This is a genomic window from Variovorax sp. LjRoot290 (assembly GCF_964253985.1).
Classification (GTDB): Bacteria; Pseudomonadota; Gammaproteobacteria; order Burkholderiales; family Burkholderiaceae_C; genus Variovorax.
The window spans coordinates 498,053-516,204 of sequence record NZ_CAXURW020000002.1 but is presented as its reverse complement, the minus strand read 5'-3'; the positions used below and the strand labels follow the sequence as shown (position 1 = coordinate 516,204).

Below are 18,152 nucleotides of genomic sequence, written 5' to 3'. Positions count from 1 at the left end.
CAAAACTTGACTTATCGGCATAGTAGCTGCAAAGTGCAGATATCACGCAGATAAGGAGACGATTCTTGGAACACGATGTGGTGATCATCGGAGGCGGTGCCTCCGGGCTGACTGCAGCCCAGATGCTGGCCGGCGAGAGCCTGCGGGTAGCCTTGGTGTCTGAGGGGTCGCTTGCCGGCGATCTTCCAAACTTGGAGTGGCTGAATGACTTCCCACGCGATGGACACAGGGTGCAGGGTTCTGAGTTCGCTGCGCGCTTGATCGATGATGCCCAGGCTGCAGGGGTTCGATTCATCGAGGGGAGGGTTCAGGAACTCGAAAGCTATTCGAGCTCCCATGCTGCGGTTCTCACCAATGGTCGCGCGCTCACCGCCACCTTCATGGTGCTCGCTCCGGGGCGAAAGAGGCGACAGATCGAAGCCATGTCGCTGGACCAATTCAAGGGAAGAGGCCTGATCGACTGCGCAGCCTGCGAGGCGGTCTTCTACAGGGGTCAGTCGGTGGTCGTTTGTGGCGGAGGGCAAGGTGCAGTTGTGGACGCATTGCATCTGGCGCGTTTCGCCGCCGCCGTCACTTTGGTTGAGCAGGGAGCGCAACTGAACTGTGGCGCGGATCTGGAAGCGCTATTGAAGTCCTCGCCCAACATTCGCGTGCTCAGGGCCACCCTGCTTACCGGCGCATCGGGGTCGAGCGGCCTCGAACTCATACAGCTGCGGGATTCATCTGGCTCGGCGAGGTCATTGGCAGCCCAGGGACTGGTGGTTCAGGTCGGCCGCACTCCAGCGACGGATTTCCTGATCAATACGGTTGGCCTTGATGCGCGCGGCTACATCGAGGTAGACGAACGCATGCAGACAGATGTGCCGAACGTATTCGCGATAGGCGACGCGCGATGCGGGGCCCGATTCACGGTATCAAACGCGGTTGCCGATGCCAGAACAGTCGCCAATGCGATTCGAGCGTCCCATTTGACCGACGCATAGATTGCTCAAGAGCCGAGAACGTCGATAACGCCTGAGGAGACAAGCTTGAAACTTACCCGTCGAACACTGCTGGGTGCCGGTGCGGCGCTTGTCGCTACACGCGGTTGGGCTTCTGATTTTCCAATTGCGGGCCGTCCGCTTCGAATCATAGTGCCTGCGGCCCCCGGTGGGCCGGCGGACCTTATGGCGCGGGCCCTGAGTCCAACGCTGACCTCACATCTAGGCGGGGCGCCTGTTGTGGTCGAGAGCAAGCCCGGGGGGGCGACCGTCCTTGGAGCCGGCATAGTGGCCAAGGCCCCACCAGACGGCCACACGCTGCTCTTGACGATCAGCAGCACGCACACTCAGGTTCCGCACCTACTGGCCAAGTTGCCCTACGACCCGCTCAAGGACTTCACGCCGATCACGCAGCTCTTTCGTAGTGGTGTAGTCGTATGCGCTCAGCCGTCGCTCAAGGCGAAGGATCTGAGGGAACTTGTCGAACTTTCCAAGTCGGAAGGGCAGATTTCAGCGGCATCCGCTGGCATCGGAACGAGCGGGCATCTCTACATCGAGATGCTGAACCGGTTATACGGCGCTCGGCTGAATCACATTCCGTACAAGGGCGCCTCAGAAGGTCAGCGCGATCTTCAAGGCGGCATCGTTCAGGTCTATTTCGATTCGGTGTCTTCGGCGATTCCACACGTCAAGGCAGGGCGCGTGAAAGCGCTGGCGATTACGGGATCGACGCGAATTGAAGCGCTGCCTGAGGTACCTCATTGCGTCGAGCTCGGCCTCGGCGCGCTCAATATCTCAGGTTGGTTTGGCGTCTTCGGGCCTGCCGGCATGGATCGGTCGACCGTCGCTGCGCTCAATAAGGCGCTGGTGGCTGCTGTCAGGTCGCCGGAAGTTCAAAGGCAGTTCGTGCCGCTCGGGGTGGAAATCACGGGCACCAGTCCCCAGGAATTCGCGGCGGTCATTCAACAAGACTACGCCGTCTGGGGCAAGGTCATCAAGGATGCGGGAATCCGCATCGAATGAGACCCAGCATCACCAAAGGATCCGTATGGAGCAAGTCGTTGTTGATCGTTCAATGAACTACGAAGTTCTCAGTCCTGCAGGAGAGCCCAATCACCGTACCGTCGCCGCGCCGCAAACAAGGTTGAGCGACTTGAACGGCAAAGTCGTCTTCTGCATCAGTCAGGTCATCGGAGGAGCCGATTCGTTCATGAAATGGATGGCCGAGTATCTCCCTGCGGTGGCTCCTGGTGTGACTGCCGTGTTCGTCCGCCGCCAAAGTACCTATATGTCAGACGAGCCCGAGCTCTGGGCGCGTGTTGAGTCCGAAGCCGATGCGGTGATCTACGGTTGCGGCGCCTGCGGATCTTGTTCGATGTGGGGAACACACTGGTCCGTGGAACTGGAGAGACGCGGCATCCCCTGCGTGTACGTAGTTGACGAGCCGTTCCGGTCGGACGTTGAACTTACGTGTGCGAAGGAGGGCATGCCGGCGTTGAGGCGGGTGCATGTGCCGCATCCATGCGACATGATCGATGAGCCTGTCATGAGGAAAATCGCTTCGGAATTGGTGGCTGGCCTCACCAGACCGCTTTCGCCCTCGGAAATCGCAGCGGGTTCGCGAACCGAGCACCGGGCAGGACGCATTGCGTTTCGCGGCACTTTGGACGATGTGAATCGGTTCTTCACGCGTCGTGACTGGACTGACGGCCTGCCGATCATTCCGCCTACTGAAGCCGCGGTCAGTCGAATGCTCAAGGGCACGTCGAAGTCGCCGGAGGAGATAGTGGTCGAACGATTCCACCCCGAGGGCTATCGGGTCACCGTGGAGAAAGTGGCAGTTGTTGGCGCGATGGCGAACTGCAGCCCACAGCAGATGCCGGTTCTTCTTTCGATCGTTGAAGCGGTCAGCGCTCCGGCCTTTGCGTCGTGCGTACGATCGACGACCTCGTTCTCGCTGGCAACTCTCGTCGGCGGGCCGATCGCGGCAAAGCTTGGGATGAACGTCGGTGCCAATGCTTTGGGTGCCGGAACAGGCAACGCCGTCAATGCATGCATGGGCCGCTTCCTGCGCCTGGCCTTGATCTGTTTGGGGGGCTCCAAAACGGGCGTTAGCGATTTGAGCAGCATCGGAAATCCCACGAAGTACAGCTTGGCTTTCAGCGAAAACGTAAAGGAAAGTCCTTGGCCGTCATGGCATGAGTCCCATGGCTATTCGGCCGATGAAGATGTGGTGACCGTTATGTACGGCGGTTGGAACTTCCTGTCGCCCTTCGCACGCTTCATGTCGGACGTGAAGTTGGGACTGGACTCGATGGCGCGGGGGCTGGCCCAGTTTGAGATGCCGCGTGGAGCGTTGCTACTTCTCGATCCCATCGTGGCCGACAAGCTCGCGAACGCCGGCTATACAAAGGATGAAGTATCCGACTATCTATGGAGGCGCGCAACCCGAACAGCGCGAGACTTTAGAAGCGACTACTTCTACACCGCGTTCATGGAGCAAGGTATCAAAGGACAGGGCGCTTCGTACCAAACGAAGCGTTGGCCAGAGTCCTACCTGACTGCGCCGGACGACCTGGAGATTCAGGTCTACCCGAAGGATTCGATCAAAATCGTTGTAGTCGGCGGCCGGACCAACCCGATGTCACAGGCTTGGCAGTTCTACAACCCCTCGTCGGTGTGCATAGATAAGTGGAAGTAGCGAGATGTGGGTGCTGTGCTTTGAAGGGTGGGGTCTATTTCGCATCTCGCTCTCGAATCTCATCCAGATAGTTGTAGATCGTGAAGCGTGACATATGAAGCGCCGCTGCCGCCCGGCCCACTGCGCCCTTGACAATGAAGAGGCCCCGTTTGAGCATTTCTTCGACGGCGTGCACTTTCTCGTCCTTTGACATGAACTGCACGGGCTTGCCAAATTTCTGCACGGCCGACTGAATGATCTCGTCCATCAATGCGTCCATGTCGGGCGGATCGCTTTGCACCTCATTCGCCGCGGCAGAGGGTGGCCGGCCATGAATGGATTGCTCAAGCCAGGCATGGGCAAGCTTCAGCACCGTAAGGTCGGCGTTCATGCACAGCGCAGCAAAGGGGATTCCTTCCGCGTCCCTGTAGACGACGGTCGCAGATCGCAGGGGCGTGCCCTTCGGACTGATGGTTGGATAAGCGTCGACGACCGAATGACCGCTCTGCGCTGCGTGAGTGGCGGAAGTCAATGCAGCAGAGAACGCACGGTCGTCCTTCGGTCCGGTCAGGATGGGGCTGCCGACATCGCGACCCGAAACATGGCCATTTGCAATCGCAATGACCGACGCCTCGGGGTTGGTGAGGTCGTGGAGGACCAGCTCGGTGTTCGGTCCCAGCATTGAACCCATCATGTGTACCACGGGCTTGAGAACTTCCATGATTCGCCGACGCTCTTCCTTGAGGGCTGCGGGAACAGATGCGTCTTCGGCGCTGTTGGATGTTTGTCGCTTGATACGGCGGGGCTTCGCGGTAGCCGTGGGCCGGGGCAGAGTCTTTGTGTTGGATGGGGAACGGGGCATAGTGAGTGGAATCCCTAGTCGACGCTTCAACAAAACGTAGAACAATAAACTCGGTGTTGAATTCTGGCCATGCGTCTTGCGCAACGCAAGCTTGGCCTTGGACGAGTCGCCCCGCTGTAGGGCATCTACGCACCAAGATTCAACAATTTGTTGACTTCTCAACATGGAGTTTGAATTATGAGCGATTCGGAAAACACGACAGCGCCTGCTACTTCTCGGCGTCGCTGGCTGAAGACTGTGGGCAGCGCGTCGGTAGCGGGCGTCCTGGGCGGACAACTCGCCGCTTGCGGAGGTGGAGGTGGCGGTTCGGGTGGAATCCTGCCGATCGGCACAGCAACAGCGGCCGAGCCCCCCGCGTCCACGCCGACGCTGCCAGCGAAGGCGCTTTTCCCTGGCGTGGCTGACCGCATCTTCCTCAACGGAGCCGCTGATCACCCATGGAACACCTATGCCAAGGATGCCCTAGCGTCCTATGCGCAATCGAAAACAACGCTTGCGGGCGGAAGCGCAACGGCCACGGCAAAGTTCGCGGCCCTGATCAATGCCGATGCGGATGAGGTCACGTACGTTCCGAGTACATCGATGGGTGAGTACCTCGTCACGAAGGCCCTCGGCTTGCCCGAGTCTGGCGGGCGGGTAGTGACCGACGCGCTTCACTTCGTCGGGTCTTTCTACATGTACGAGCAGTATCGGCTCCGGGGGGTGAACGTCATCACCGTTCCAATGGACGCGGACTACCGCATCTCACTTTCCGCTCTGGATGCGGCAATCTCACCCGGAACCAAGCTCGTTGCGATTTCGCATGTGTCGCTGTACAACGGATTTACCCATGACCTCAAGGCCGTATGCGACCTGGCGCATTCGCGTGGGGCGCTCGTGTACGTCGACCTGATTCAGTCCGCCGGCAACATGCCGATTGACGTCAAGGCGGCAGGTGTGGACTTTGCCGCATGCGGAACGTACAAGTGGCTCATGGGCGACTTCGGCTTCGCGTTTCTGTACGTGCGCAAGAGCCTTCTGCCCCAACTCCAGCGCCCATGGTATGGCTATCGCCAGACTCGCAACTTTGCGGCTCCGATTCTTCATGTGTATCCGCTTGATCCGCCGGGCAGCGTCCCATACGAGAGCGTTCAGATCAACTCGGTCGCTGGGTATTTCATGGGATCCTTCCCGGCAAGTGCGGTCGAGGCTGCCTGCGCGGCATCGATCGACTGGATTCAGAGCGTGGGCCCCGACAAGATCCAAGCCTATCGAAAGCCTATGACCGACGCTTTGCAGAACGGCCTGAGGGCCAGAGGCTTTCAAGTGGTGACGCCGACCGATTCCAACTCCGCCATCGTGACATTCGCCTATCTCAACGCATCCCAACTGGCGCCTCGCCTTGCACCCGCGAAGATCGAGATTACCTTGCGCGCAAATCATGCACGCATCTCGCCGTCCGTCTTCAACGACATGAGCGACATCGATAGACTTCTTGCAGCGATCGGTACCCCATGAGTTCCAAACACTTTCAAGCAAATCCACTGTCTTGCGTCTTTGGCGCCGCCGGCCACTTGATACCTCCCGTAGCGCTCGCTGGCCTGGCGATCGTTTTAATCAGCGGCTGTGCGGCTCCGAAGCACTTGAACTCCGGAAAGGTTCTTCCCACAACACTTCCATTTTCCGAAGCAGTGCAAGTGGGCTCGACACTCTACCTGTCAGGCCAAATTGGGAACATCCCCGGCAGCCTCAAGCTGCCACCTGGCGGCATTCAGCCGGAGGCCAAACAAGTGATGGAGAACATCAAGACATCACTGGAGGTGCATGGATACACGTTTGCCGACGTAGTGAAGTGCACCGCGATGTTGGCCGACATGAATGAATGGAACGCCTTCAATGACGTCTACAAGACCTATTTCTCGGCGGGGAAATTTCCCGCACGCAGCGCGTTCGGATCGAGCGGACTGGCCTTTAACGCTCGTGTCGAAGTGGAGTGCATCGCGGCGCGCTGAGTTCGCGAAGCATCATGGCGCCTCGAGCACCTCATTCGCGGCGAGATCGACTAGGCCTCCTCCTTCCTGCATCTTCTTGGTCGTTGACATGAGCAAGCGTTGGCCAAGCTGAGCGATCTTGCCGCCGACATTCGCTTCCAGTTGGTAGGTCAACCTTGTCCCTTCCGGTGTGTCCGCCAGGGCCACTACGGCTGAGCTCTTGGCAAAACCCGCAACGCTTCCCTCGCCCTCGCCGACCAGCCGATAGCCGTTCGGCGGATCCCGATCGAAGAGGCGGACTTTGCCCCTGAATCGCGCCTTTAGCTGTCCGAACTCGAAGCGCATGATCGCGGCGAACTCGCCGTTGGACCTCTCCTCGATCTCTTCGCAGCCGGGGATGCACTGCTTCAGGATCGCGGGGTCGTTCAGCGGAATACACAGTCGCCAGGGAGGCAGGGACGACGTACTCACCAGCTATGTCAAGTGCCATGTCATATTGCAATCATGCAAACAGTCACGTAGGACCTCCGTTTCGAATGACCAAAAGGTTAGGGCAGCGTCATCCGCGCGGCAAATAGCATTCGCGGAGGGCACGATGCCGAAAAGCTATGGCGGGCTGTGGACCTGACGATGCAGCTTCTGGGACGCCGAATTGCGCCGGTACTTCGGAGCTGCGCCACCGGCGTGCGCAAGTACTTGTGCACCGTCTTGCGCGACAGGCTTGTGGCCCTCACGATCTCGCGCACCGCCTTGTTCTTGCGGTGGCACCGCTTAAAAAAGCATCGGGGTAGGCTGAACACGCGGGTCAAATTTGAAGCCCAGCGCCGGCCATACAGCGTAGTCGTCGGCGGTGGCCAACAAGCTGGCGCGAACGATATGGTGGTGTTGGCACGCGGACAGGCGTGGAGACCTGCGGCGTGGCAGCAAGTGCACTGGCAGGAACCTAGAAACTACCGCTTCGAAGGAGAGCAAGCGACCACGCGTGTGATGCGCCAGACAGGTCGGACCGGGATGGGGACACTCCGATAGGGATCAAGAGCACCAATCTCGATGATCAGGGAGCCTCGTCAGCGAATACCATCAGGGCCAGCAGGCATCACGCCTGCACAACAGGCCGAATATGAGACTGCAGCCCTGCCTCCTGATCCTTTACACACAAGTTGCTTGTAATCCGGGAGGCGCCATATAAGCATTTCCCTAGCAGTGTTCTAGATTTACCGAGTCCTTCATCTAAAAAGGCGGTCTTCACGGTTGGTCCGCGTCGCGTCGTGTATTGCGCCCGCGCTGAAACGCAGTCTAGCCAATAGAGCCCGGCCGAACTCGTAGAGTGCCCAAGCTCAGCAGGACGACGTCTTCAGCGAGCTCGCGCGCACCAACAGGTGGTCGTGCCCGACCTCACCGAACTCGTTGATGACCACCACCGTGTCCGCCACGCCGGCATCGGCCAGCAAATGGCGTAGCAGCGTGGGTGCCGCTGCCGAGGAAGCCGGTCAGCGCATTTATCGGCACACAGCCGTCAGCCCAGGCCGCGGCGTGGTTCATCGTCAGGCCAACTCGAAGATGGCATCGACCTGGACAGCGACGTTGCGCGGTAGCGAATTGCAGCCGACTGCGGCGCGCGCATGCCGACCCGCTTCGCCGAACACCTCGACCATCAGGTCGGAGGCGCCGTTGATCACCTTCGGATGGTCGCCGAACTCGGGGGTGGAATTAACGAAGCCGCCGAGGCGCACGCAGCCCGCGACGCCATCGAGGCTGCCGCCCAGGGCCGTGCGCAGCTGGGCAAGGATGTTGATCGCGCACAGTCGCGCCGCCTTCTGGGCGTTCTCGATCGAGACGTCCTGGCCGACCTTGCCCACGTACTGGTCCTTGCCGCCGGCGGTCGGCACCTGGCCCGCGATGTAGATCAGCGAGCCGCTCTTTCGGGCCGGCACATAGTTGGCGACGGGGGCGACCGCCTTCGGCAATTCGATGCCGAGTTGGGTCAGGCGTACGTCGGGTCCTTGCGTTGTCATTCTCTGGTGTCCTTGGAAGTAAGTGGTCAATTGCCGAAATAGAGGTCGTCGAGTGGTGCGGAGAGCAGATCGTCGGCATTCGGCTCGGCAGCCAGTGTGGCCTGCCGGTCGATCACGGTCACTTCGTGGCCGAGTTGCTGGAGGTAGTAAGCCGAGGTCACGCCGAGCATGCCGGCGCCGAGAACGATCACGCGCATTTCGTGAACCTATGAGGTTGCAGCGCTTGAACGCGGAGAAACGGAAGCTCGAAAAGAAAGCAACCGGACCATGCGTCCAAGTTGCCGCTCCCCCTGTCCTCGGTACCTGAGAGATTCACCCGCTGCGCCCGCAGCGAGTTTGCTCCTTCGGTGCATCACATGACGTGATGGCTCTCCAGACGGCTTTGACAGCTGATGCAGTACAGGCTCATCACGTGAGCCGACCTGAGCGTTTATGGGAGTTTGCGCCTTCGGTGGAGCCGCTTCGCGCGGCCCGCTCTCCTGCTATATCGAAGTCTATTCGGATCGTTGCTGGAAGTCGATAGTGCCGCAAGGGGTCGGGAGCCAACCAGCCTCTCGTTGTTCGAGCGCCAAGCCTGGAACGTGAGGCAGGGGAGTTGAAAAAATCAGAACTGGCCGGCCAGCGCGCGGCCGTCGTGATGAGCCTGGTGCAGGCGGCAAGCTCTGCGGCCCCGATCCGCACGCGTACCTAAAGACGTCCTGCAGCGCCTGCCCACGCACATGGCCAGCCGCATCGACAATCTCCTGCCGCACCGCTGGCAATCGATGAAGCGCCCTCCCGGCGAGACCGCCGTGAGCGGCCAATTGCCGCGTGCCGCCGGTCGCAGTCGTCAAGGATCGGACGGCCATCCGCTTACCTTCTATGCGACAAGTGCCATGAGCATCCGATTGCGCGCGGACATACTGCAACTGCTACGATTGCCGACCTTATGGCAGGAGAGTCCACGATGATGCCGGTTTCTGGTGTGAAGGCCGAATCCGCCAAGCTGGCGCGGCGGCGAGTGAAGGTCGGCTTCATCCTCCTTCCAGGCTTCACGATGTTTTCGTACTCTGCCCTGGTTTATATCTTGAAGCATTGCACCGACCCGGCAGCCGCGGTCGGAGTCGACTTTGAATATGTCGTTCTAGGACAAAAGCCAGCGCAAACGACCTGCGGGGTCCAAGTACCTCCGACAGCGCCCCTGCACGCTGCTCGCGATTGCAACTACGTTTTCGTGATAGGCGGGAAGACAGCTGCTCCTGTCGAGGACCGCAGATCGATTCTGGAAGCACTCACAAGCGCCGATATGAAGGGCGCAACTCTTGCGGGAATAGGTTCCGGACTATTTGTGCTAATCGAAGCCGGATTTTTCGATAGATTGCCCTGCGCAACAGATTGGTATCGCGGCGCCGACCGAGATACCCGTTTTGCGGAGGTGCAGCAAATCTCAGGCCTTAACTTGGTCGTGAGCGGCAGGCGAGTTAGCTGTGCGGGAGGGCTAGCGGCACTGGAACTCGGATCATGGCTTTTAGAACGTCATTATTCCGCTATCGGCGCCGAGATTCCCGCGCCGCAAGAGCTTTCGGCCTCCCCCACCGAAACTGAGCAGAATTCTGGAACAAGAGAAAATCCACTCGATGCGAGAGTACTTCGGGCGCTCAAGATCATCGAAAGAAATCTTGGACAGCAGCCATTGAAGGTTGAATCTCTTGCGTCAACCTTGGGGGTTTCTAAGCGGCAGATAGAACGGCTTTTCCAGCAGGAAATGAAGCAGCCGGTCCAGCAATATTGCCGTCAGTTTCGACTTGCTTATGGATATTGGCTTCTTTTAAATAGCCCCAAGTCAATAACGGAAATCGCGACAATCACCGGTTTCTCCGATAGCTCTCACTTCAATCGATGTTTCCGGGCTCAATTTGCAACGACCCCATCACAAGCACGACAATCAAAGGTAAGCGTGGATGACGTTATATCGCCGCAATGGGCTTCTCTCTACGAAAGCATTGTAAAGAGTGATCAGGATTTAGACTTATCGCGATCGAGGAAGTCAGTTTACACAAATCTGGCTCACTCAGTAGTTGGTTCTTCAAGCAGGATCAATCACGATGGCGGCTTGACCGAGCCAGAAATGCACTTAGCGACAGCCCGAAAACTGTTCAAACAACCGAGCCACCTCTAACAACTCCTCGGCAAGCAGCTTGTTGAGTTTGGCGTTCTCGTCCTCGAGCTGCTTCAGGCGCTTCGCTTCGGAAGCGTCCATGCCGCCGTGACGGTCCTTCCAGCTATACAGCGTCATTTCCGAGTCGCCGTGCTCGCGGCCGAGATCGACGGGCTTCGCACCCGCCGCCTGCTCGAAACTTCAATGATCTGCACATCCGGTAAGCCTGGCTCGCTTCATCAATCCGTCATTCCAAGTTGACGGACTTCCCTGCCACTACGCTGGTACGGTTGGGAGGGGGCAGGTGACCGATCTCTCCCGTACCCTTAAACGATACTCCTCGAATCCCGATTGCCGGCCTATCAGAGCGATAGGCCGGCTTTCCGGTTCCCTATATCGGAGCGATCAGATCGCCGCCGTGACGATGAACTCCACCTTGAATTTCGGTGTGGTGAGCTTGGCTTCGCTGGTGGCGCGGGCCGGCGGGTTGACTGGATCGATCCAGGCTTCCCAGACGGCGTTCATTTCGCCGAAAGTGGCGATATCCGAGAGATAGATGATCGTCTGCAGGATCTTCGACTTGTCACTGCCGGCGGCAGCGAGCAGGCGGTCAACGTCGGCAAGTGCGCTCTTGCACTGGTCAGTGACGCTCTCGCCTTCGCCGACCCGGCCGGCGAGATAGACGATGTTACCGTGGACGACGGCGTTGCTCATGCGGGCGCCCGGTTCGATGCGCTGAATGCTCATGGAGTTCTCCTGGAAAAATTGAGCTGTGGGAAAAGGCCCCGCGCGAAAAGCGGGGCCGGGAAAATCTTTAGCCGCAAAGATGCTGGCTCTTTGAAGCACACGTGCGACTAGGTAGATTTAGGTAGGTCGCCCTTCGCCGCGCATGATGGACTGGGCGAATGAGACAAGTACAGCCGCGGCCTCCGAAACCTTCTCCGGGAGAAGTGCGTGGCCAGAACCATGAATGATTTCCATCGTCGTCAGGTGGCCTACACGATCTCGCAAGTAATCTTCTTCAGGTACGGGTGCAATCTTGTCAAATTCAGGCGCAACATAAAGCACCGGCAAATTTTTGCCTACTTCGGTCCAACTACTGTCGGCCGTTGCATTCGTCGCCGCGAGCTGGAATTTAGAGACCTCTGTATGCCACCCGCTCAACCAAACGGAAGCATCGTGCCCCGGAGCGAAGAAGTCACGCTCCAAATAAAATAGGCGGTCTGCATCCGGCTTGGAATTGTCAGATACGACATTCACGGAAATCAAGAGCTCGGGCGATATTGTGCTGCCAATAATCGCCGCGAGAAGTGCGACAGATTTTGTCATCGAAGGCCAATGATGGGCGAGAACCCGCGCGACCCAGTTGCCGAACGCGTGGCCCACCACACACAATGCTTCAGGCTTCTCCGGCGCACAATCGGCTTCGATCGCAGCAACGACATCGGCGGCAAGATCGATCAATGTGATGCCTTCGGTCGGCCCCGAACTCGCGCCTATGCCGCGTGGCTGCGGTCGCAACACGCGGAATCCAGCCGCAGCAATTAATGGTGCAATTTCATCGAAATCAGTAGCGCCTCTCGCCAGCGAGGGGAGCAGGACAATGCGTGGGCCCTTGCCTTCGACTAGAAGTTCGACCTGACCTTCAGGCGTGGGGATCAGTTTGCGCTCGAGTTTTGACATTTAGTATCCTAATTTGGTGGTAGCTGTTGAGACCGTAAGCCGTAGTCACCTTGTAAGAAGCATCAATATGGACCGTTGCAATTGCCGCGCGGCAAAATCTTGCGTCAATGATCAAGATTCATTACATCGCAGGTTATTACCAGCGGTCCATACTTTCCTTCCTATTGTGGCTTCGAGCTATCGAAAAATCTGGTAGAGGCCAAAGAGGGCCGTGACTGTATAGATTGATGCCAGCTAGAGAGCGCCGGGTATTTTTCTCGCCAACCGAGCCTTGGAAACCGAAAGTCAGCGTATTCAGCAACGATAGCCAGCGTAATGGAGGCCAACCCGAAAGGCCGTTGCGCGACTCGCTCGACTGTCGCCTCCAGTCTTGTCCATACCATGCTCGACTTCAAGTTGAACGCATTAATAAGCGCGATCTGCTTCGTATCCTTCATTGATTCGATGCGCCATTGCACCAACAAGTCGAGAAAACCATTGCACAACGCATGCAGCCGAAGCTCTTCAATTCGCGCTTCCGGCGACAACGGAATAAGCTTGGCGCCACCTGCCATATGAATGAGGTGCTCGATGATTACGAGACTATCGTAGAGCGCGGTCCCGTCGTCTAGAACGAGTGTTGGAAGTTGCCCAAGCGGGTTATATGGCAATAAAGCTAAGTCAGGCTTGTTCGGTGCGACGCGAGTTGGAATCGTTTCTAACCTGTCGCTTAGCCCTAGCTCGTGGGCGCTTGCGGTAACTTTTCTTGCGAATGGAGATGTTGATGACCAATATAGTTTCATGAAGAAGAATTCCTAGGCTATTAATCCGGGACATTGATCGATGCTCGCCTGTGACCAAGCGCGCTTCCCTTAGCGACAACTCGCCGCCATCAGTCCAAACCGCAGGTCATCAGGTCGACCAATAACGGAATTTTCGTCCGAGTGTGACGGGATCGATAGAATTGCGAAGCCGTGCGGATATGAAAGCTCCGCCGCCCCATCCGATGATGTCGCAATAATCCAAGTTCAAGCGCGCATTTGTTCTATCGCGCCTGGTTGGGAGCGCGATATCGTTCTAAGCAGTCAGTTTGCATGGGAGCATTCTTGATGCGCTTCCTAGCAAAGTGCATCATCTCTAACGGCCATATTTCGAGCGTTCTAACAAAAGATCAACCTGTCGTCTTGCTTCTGTAACCCGATCCCGTTTCACACAACTTCTATGAAAAATCTTTTTAAAATTGCACTATCCCTTGTCGTTGTTGCTGTTTCGCACGGCGTGGTTGCCGAGACGTTCCCCGCCAAGCCGGTGACCATTGTGGTTCCTTACTCCCCGGGTGGCCCTGTGGACAACCTGACTCGGGCCTTGAGCGTCAGGCTGAGCAAGGAGTGGGGCCAGCCAGTACTCGTTCTCAACAAAACAGGCGCTAATGAGATTATTGGTGCCGAGTTCGTCGCCAAGAGCCCGGCCGATGGCTACACCTTGTTTGCGGCGACGGAGGCGGCCCTGACCATGAATCCGCACCTGTACAAGAAATTGCCCTATAACGCTGAAAAGGACTTTGCGCCCATCTCGTGGCTGATCACCGTTCCGATGGTCTTTATCGTGCCGCAAAACTCGAAGGCCAATACCCTTAAAGAGTTTGTGCAATTGGCACGTAGCGCCAAAGACAAGCCGATGAGCTACGGCTCTTCCGGCGCCGGCGGCATTGTCCATTTGCCCCTGGCAATGTTTGCTAAACAGGAGAATCTGGAGATGGTGCACGTGCCCTACAAAGGCGCAGCGCCCCTGATTCCCGAGATCATTTCGGGTCAGGTGGACTCGGCGATCCTCGGTGTATCAGTCATCGAGCAACATGTCAAAACGGGCAAGATGAAGGCGCTGGCTATTTCCGGCGACAACCGCAGTGTCGCCTTGCCAGAAGTGCCAACGTTCAAGGAAGCGGGCGTGAAAGACATCAACGGTGCTTTCAACATCGGGCTCGTGGCACCCGTGGGAACGCCCTCGGCCGTGGTGGAGAAAATCGCCAGCGACGTTCGCAAGATTCTGATGGCCCCCGATTTCCGCAGCACTCAAATCGACGCCTATTCTTATGTGGCCGTTGGCTCCACGCCCGAGGAGTACAAAAACTACTTGGCGCGAGACTTCAAAGTGCAGGCTGAACGGGTGAAAGTATCCGGCGCCAAACTCGACTGACCGCCCTTTGCTGGAAAGCGTTATGCCCCACCTGAATTTTGTGCAACAAGGGCAAGGCCCGCTGGTGGTGCTGAGCCATGCCCTGGGTTGTGATCTGACCATGTGGGACGACGTAGCCGTCGCGTTGGAAGACCGCTACACCGTGCTGCGATACGACCACCGGGGCCATGGTCGTAGCCCGGCCAGCGCCGGTACCTACACCATGGAAGACTTGGCCGATGACGCGGCCGAGTTGATCCGCAGCCAAGCGGTGGGGCCGGTGCATTTCGTCGGTCTTTCGATGGGCGGCATGACGGCCCAATCGCTGGGCGCTCGCCACCCACGACTGGTACGCAGCTTGGTGATTGCCAACTCGGCCAGCAGCTACGACGATGCCGCACGCGCTATGTGGCAGACCCGTATCACAACGGTGTTGACGCAGGGTGTGCCGTCGATTGCCGCAGGCGCCATGCAGCGCTGGTTTACGCCGGGATTTCATCAACATGATGAGGCTCAGGTGAACGCTTTACGTGCCGTTCTGGAGGCCACTTCACCCGAGCTCTACGCAGCCGCGTGCGGGGCGGTCTCCAATATCGACCTCGACACCAGCAACGCCAGCATCGCGTGCCCCACGCTGGTGATCGCCGGCAGTAGCGACGAGGCGACGCCGCCGGTGATGTCGGAGGGAATTGCCCGGCGCATCCCGGGCGCGCAGCTGCGTTTTCTTGACGCGGCGCATCTGAGTGCAGTGGAGCAGCCCGGTGCCTTCGCGCGCCTGCTCACCGATTTCTGGGCAGGACTGCCTGCCGAGGAAGCCGCAACGGTCCGCCTTCAGTCTGCATTCGGTTGAAGGGCTTCACGCGCAGCCGGGTTGCAGATTCTCTAGCCGTTGCGCTGCGAAAAGCACCGCAACGCCAGAAAATTTCCGCTTGAAGCGCCATCTGCAGCGCGGTCCGAACGATGGCGTGCAAGTCCCTGGCGCCTGGCGCGCAGCACGTTTGGGTACGATGATGGCCAGATCACCCACGCGGCATACGCACAGCTATGCGTCCACCGATTCCGTCTGCACGCGCACTGCGGAATCACGCCGGCCTGGCGCAAGCTGTCGCCACTCAGCTTCCAGGCAACCGGAGGCTGATCCATCGACACATCGACGTGTACGAGTTTCCCGATGGGCGCATCGAGGTGCGCGCGGGCGGCCGAGCCCGCCCTACGTGCTCTATGACAATCTGCCGCAGATCGACACCGCTGCCGTCGTGGAGAACAAGCGCCTGGATCATGCGCTGCGCGCGGCGCAGGCGATCCAGGCGCAGCGAGATGACCGGCGCTGTACGCCATCGCGAACGAGTCTGGTGATCCTGCTGACGGCGGGATCATCGTCACCGTGATGCGGCCCCTGCGCGTGCTGAGCGACGAGTGGCCAGCGCCGCGCGCGAAGGATTCAGCGGCGCCGTGGCCGTGGTCGCGGCAGCCCAGGGCAGCGCCGACGACGAGTTCAGCCGCCTGCGTGGTGGCTTCCACCCCCTGCTGGCCGCCTCGCACGAGCAGTGGGACGATCTGCGCCGGCTCGACAGCTTTCGCCGCGAAAGCGTCAGCAACCTCTCACGCGACCTGCGCAGCCCGCTGACCGCCACCATGGCCTGCCTGGAGACGCTGCAGACGCGCTGGCAGGGTGACGCCGCCCGCGCGGCCGACAGCCAACTGCTGGAGACCGCGCTGCGCAACACCCGCAACGCCCCCGGCATGGTGCGCACGCTGGGCCACCTGGCGCAGCTGGACGAGCCGGACTTACAACTGCGCCCCATGAAGCTGGACCTGGGCGAGTGCTGGACGACATCACGCTGCGTTTTGCCGAACGCGCGCGCCGCCAGGGCATGGCCCTGACTTCGAGCAGCAGGGCGATGACGCGCCGGTGCCGTAGTCGACGTGGAGCTGTTCGAACGCGCGGTGGCCAACCTGCTGGAAAACGGCCCACGCGGCTCGCCGCGCCCCAGATGGATAGAAACACGCAACGGTCCTAGACTGCGATTGCGTTGGACAGAGGCCGCTCGCTTTTTGGAGACATTCATCCCGTCGGAAAACATGGCCCAGGGGAAGCTGCGGACCCAGCTGTGGTGGCACCTTGCGTGACCCCGTTTAGGAAATTGATCTGATCCGAGTCCCCGTCCGGCGTGCTCAACCGATAGGAGGTGATCATGGCAAGACGATCCATCAAGCCGGCGGGCCTTCCCGTTATTCATGACCGCGCTGCGGGCATCGACATCGGCTCGCGATTCCATGTGGTCGGTGTCGCGCCCGAGTTGTGTGAGGAGGCCGTGCAGACGTTCCAGGCTTTTACCGGTGACATCGAGCGAATGGCAGATTGGCTGATGTCGATTGGCATCGAGACCGTGGCCATGGAATCCACCGGCGTGTATTGGGTGCCCGTGTACGAGATATTGCAGAGTCGGGGCATCGAAGTCATCGTCGCCAATGCCCGTGAGGCTCGTGCGGTACCTGGCCGCAAAAGTGACGTCAACGATGCGCAGTGGCTGCAGCGGCTGCATGCCTGTGGCCTGCTTCGCCCGAGCTTCCGGCCCGAACGCGACATCGCTGCGTTGAGGGCTTACCTGCGGCTGCGCGAGAGTCATCTTGACTACGCCGCCGCTCACATCCAGCACATGCAGAAGGCGCTGACCCTGATGAATCTGCAGCTGCACCATGTGGTCTGCGACGTGACTGGCGTAACAGGAATGAAGATCGTCCGTGCCATCGTCAATGGCCAACGCAATCCAGACGTGCTCGCGACGATGCGAGACGTGCGCTGCAAGGCCAGCATGGCGACTGTGCGCGCCGCGCTGGTTGGGAACTACCAACCCGAGCACGTCTTCGCGTTGACGCAGGCGTTGACCCTGTACGACTTCTACCAACTGCGCCTTAGCGAATGCGATGCGCAGATCGAACGCACGCTGGTCGTGTTGAACGCCGACAAGCAGGACCCCGTCGAGCCGCTGCCCAAACCACGGCACAAGACAGTCCAGCCCAATGCCGTGAGCTTCGATACCCGAGGACCGCTGTATCAGCTCACAGGCGTGGACTTGACTCAGATTCACGGTATCGGGCCCTACTTGGCACTGCGCTTGATCGCTGAGTGCGGGACTGACCTGAGCAGGTGGCCGACGGCCAAGCACTTCACGTCGTGGTTGACCTTGGCGCCAGGCTGCAAAATCAGCGGTGGCAAGGTGCTGTCCGCGCACACGCGCAAGACGACCAACCGGGTGAGTGCGCACCTGCGACTCGCCGCCGTCACCGTCGGTCGAACCAACACCGCGCTGGGCGCGTTCTATCGACGTCTGGCGGCGCGCGTTGGCAAGGCCAAGGCCGTAACCGCGACCGCGCGCAAGATCGCGGTGCTCTTTTACAACGCCATGCGGTTCGGCATCCGTTACCAGGACCCCGGTGCAGACCACTACGAGCGCCGATACCGGGAACGGGTCGTCAAGCAGCTGCATCGCCGCGCCGCAGAATTCGGCTTCACCCTCCAAGAGGCAGCAACGCAGAGTGTTTCTTAGGAACGCGCTGAAGGACACGCCGGCTGGCCGCGCAGTGCTTGTGCGCGCCGCACGTGTGGGCGCCGCGAGGTCCAGGTGAGCGTGGCCGACGAAGGCGCCGGCATCGCTGGCGAGCACCTG

General features: G+C 59.3%; 18 protein-coding genes, 2 pseudogenes and 2 riboswitches. Of the genes and pseudogenes, 12 read left to right on the top strand and 8 right to left on the bottom strand.

Features of this window, described 5'->3' with window-relative positions; translation table 11 throughout:
- The first annotated feature begins 65 nt into the window (after positions 1-65).
- From ACSQ9A_RS31380 to ACSQ9A_RS31370, 3 genes are all read left to right on the top strand, one after another.
- On the top strand, positions 66-983 hold the full coding sequence (locus ACSQ9A_RS31380; RefSeq protein WP_436306776.1) for an NAD(P)/FAD-dependent oxidoreductase: 918 nt from the start codon (positions 66-68) through the stop codon (positions 981-983).
- A gap of 183 nt (positions 984-1,166) precedes the next feature.
- Positions 1,167-2,003, top strand: a complete 837-nt coding sequence (locus ACSQ9A_RS31375; RefSeq protein WP_436307740.1) for a Bug family tripartite tricarboxylate transporter substrate binding protein — start codon at positions 1,167-1,169, stop codon at positions 2,001-2,003.
- Between the two features lie 25 nt (positions 2,004-2,028).
- Positions 2,029-3,681, top strand: a complete 1,653-nt coding sequence (locus ACSQ9A_RS31370; protein ID WP_436306775.1) for a UGSC family (seleno)protein — start codon at positions 2,029-2,031, stop codon at positions 3,679-3,681.
- 34 nt (positions 3,682-3,715) lie between these two features.
- Here the strand turns inward: ACSQ9A_RS31370 and ACSQ9A_RS31365 are convergent, their stop codons facing one another.
- Complete coding sequence (locus ACSQ9A_RS31365) at positions 3,716-4,381, bottom strand: helix-turn-helix transcriptional regulator (RefSeq protein ID WP_436306774.1); 666 nt, start codon at positions 4,379-4,381, stop codon at positions 3,716-3,718.
- 318 nt (positions 4,382-4,699) lie between these two features.
- Between ACSQ9A_RS31365 and ACSQ9A_RS31360 the strand changes: the two genes are divergently transcribed.
- Positions 4,700-6,019 carry an aminotransferase class V-fold PLP-dependent enzyme gene (locus ACSQ9A_RS31360; protein WP_436306773.1) on the top strand — a complete coding sequence of 440 codons (1,320 nt, stop codon included), beginning with the start codon at positions 4,700-4,702 and terminating at the stop codon, positions 6,017-6,019.
- Positions 6,016-6,513, top strand: a complete 498-nt coding sequence (locus ACSQ9A_RS31355; RefSeq protein WP_436306772.1) for a RidA family protein — start codon at positions 6,016-6,018, stop codon at positions 6,511-6,513. The genes ACSQ9A_RS31360 and ACSQ9A_RS31355 overlap by 4 nt, the downstream gene beginning before the upstream one ends.
- Positions 6,514-6,525: 12 nt before the next feature.
- On the opposite strand, the gene ACSQ9A_RS31350 is transcribed toward ACSQ9A_RS31355, so the two are convergent.
- The 3 genes from ACSQ9A_RS31350 to ACSQ9A_RS31340 form a co-directional block, all read right to left on the bottom strand.
- Complete coding sequence (locus ACSQ9A_RS31350; RefSeq protein ID WP_436306771.1) at positions 6,526-6,963, bottom strand: SRPBCC family protein; 438 nt, start codon at positions 6,961-6,963, stop codon at positions 6,526-6,528.
- A gap of 1,073 nt (positions 6,964-8,036) precedes the next feature.
- A complete protein-coding gene (locus ACSQ9A_RS31345; protein WP_436306770.1) occupies positions 8,037-8,507 on the bottom strand; it encodes a RidA family protein in 471 nt (156 codons plus the stop codon).
- A gap of 26 nt (positions 8,508-8,533) precedes the next feature.
- Positions 8,534-8,704, bottom strand: a complete 171-nt coding sequence (locus tag ACSQ9A_RS31340) for an FAD-dependent oxidoreductase (protein WP_436306769.1) — start codon at positions 8,702-8,704, stop codon at positions 8,534-8,536.
- An 83-nt stretch (positions 8,705-8,787) separates the two neighbouring features.
- A riboswitch (glycine riboswitch) is annotated at positions 8,788-8,893 on the bottom strand.
- Between the two features lie 15 nt (positions 8,894-8,908).
- Positions 8,909-8,999: riboswitch (glycine riboswitch) on the bottom strand.
- Between the two features lie 112 nt (positions 9,000-9,111).
- On the opposite strand from ACSQ9A_RS31340, the pseudogene ACSQ9A_RS31335 reads away from it, so the two are divergent.
- Both ACSQ9A_RS31335 and ACSQ9A_RS31330 read left to right on the top strand, forming a co-directional pair.
- Positions 9,112-9,268, top strand: a pseudogene (locus ACSQ9A_RS31335) (transposase domain-containing protein); the annotation flags it as partial.
- A 167-nt stretch (positions 9,269-9,435) separates the two neighbouring features.
- Positions 9,436-10,665 (top strand): GlxA family transcriptional regulator, encoded by a 1,230-nt coding sequence (locus tag ACSQ9A_RS31330; RefSeq protein WP_436306768.1) that lies wholly within the window; start codon positions 9,436-9,438, stop codon positions 10,663-10,665.
- Here ACSQ9A_RS31330 and ACSQ9A_RS31325 read toward each other — a convergent pair.
- From ACSQ9A_RS31325 to ACSQ9A_RS31310, 4 genes and pseudogenes are all read right to left on the bottom strand, one after another.
- Positions 10,642-10,839 (bottom strand): annotated as a pseudogene (locus tag ACSQ9A_RS31325) (transposase); the annotation flags it as partial. The gene ACSQ9A_RS31330 and the pseudogene ACSQ9A_RS31325 overlap by 24 nt on opposite strands.
- 210 nt (positions 10,840-11,049) lie before the next feature.
- Complete coding sequence (locus ACSQ9A_RS31320; RefSeq protein WP_436306767.1) at positions 11,050-11,391, bottom strand: RidA family protein; 342 nt, start codon at positions 11,389-11,391, stop codon at positions 11,050-11,052.
- A 117-nt stretch (positions 11,392-11,508) separates the two neighbouring features.
- Positions 11,509-12,327 carry an alpha/beta fold hydrolase gene (locus ACSQ9A_RS31315; protein WP_436306766.1) on the bottom strand — a complete coding sequence of 273 codons (819 nt, stop codon included), beginning with the start codon at positions 12,325-12,327 and terminating at the stop codon, positions 11,509-11,511.
- Positions 12,328-12,488: 161 nt separating this feature from the next.
- Positions 12,489-13,109, bottom strand: a complete 621-nt coding sequence (locus ACSQ9A_RS31310) for a glutathione S-transferase family protein (protein WP_436306765.1) — start codon at positions 13,107-13,109, stop codon at positions 12,489-12,491.
- Positions 13,110-13,527: 418 nt separating this feature from the next.
- Between ACSQ9A_RS31310 and ACSQ9A_RS31305 the strand changes: the two genes are divergently transcribed.
- The 5 genes from ACSQ9A_RS31305 (at position 13,528) to ACSQ9A_RS31285 (ending at position 18,032) form a co-directional block, all read left to right on the top strand.
- Complete coding sequence (locus ACSQ9A_RS31305) at positions 13,528-14,502, top strand: Bug family tripartite tricarboxylate transporter substrate binding protein (RefSeq protein ID WP_436306764.1); 975 nt, start codon at positions 13,528-13,530, stop codon at positions 14,500-14,502.
- A gap of 22 nt (positions 14,503-14,524) precedes the next feature.
- Positions 14,525-15,331, top strand: coding sequence for a 3-oxoadipate enol-lactonase (pcaD, locus tag ACSQ9A_RS31300; protein WP_436306763.1), 807 nt, complete (start codon positions 14,525-14,527; stop codon positions 15,329-15,331).
- A 364-nt stretch (positions 15,332-15,695) separates the two neighbouring features.
- The gene (locus ACSQ9A_RS31295; protein WP_436306762.1) at positions 15,696-15,869 is read left to right on the top strand and encodes a hypothetical protein; all 174 of its coding nucleotides are present in this window, start codon (positions 15,696-15,698) and stop codon (positions 15,867-15,869) included.
- A gap of 28 nt (positions 15,870-15,897) precedes the next feature.
- Positions 15,898-16,365, top strand: a complete 468-nt coding sequence (locus tag ACSQ9A_RS31290; RefSeq protein WP_436306761.1) for a histidine kinase dimerization/phospho-acceptor domain-containing protein — start codon at positions 15,898-15,900, stop codon at positions 16,363-16,365.
- Positions 16,366-16,676: 311 nt separating this feature from the next.
- Complete coding sequence (locus tag ACSQ9A_RS31285) at positions 16,677-18,032, top strand: IS110 family transposase (protein WP_436306626.1); 1,356 nt, start codon at positions 16,677-16,679, stop codon at positions 18,030-18,032.
- The last annotated feature ends 120 nt before the right edge of the window (positions 18,033-18,152 follow it).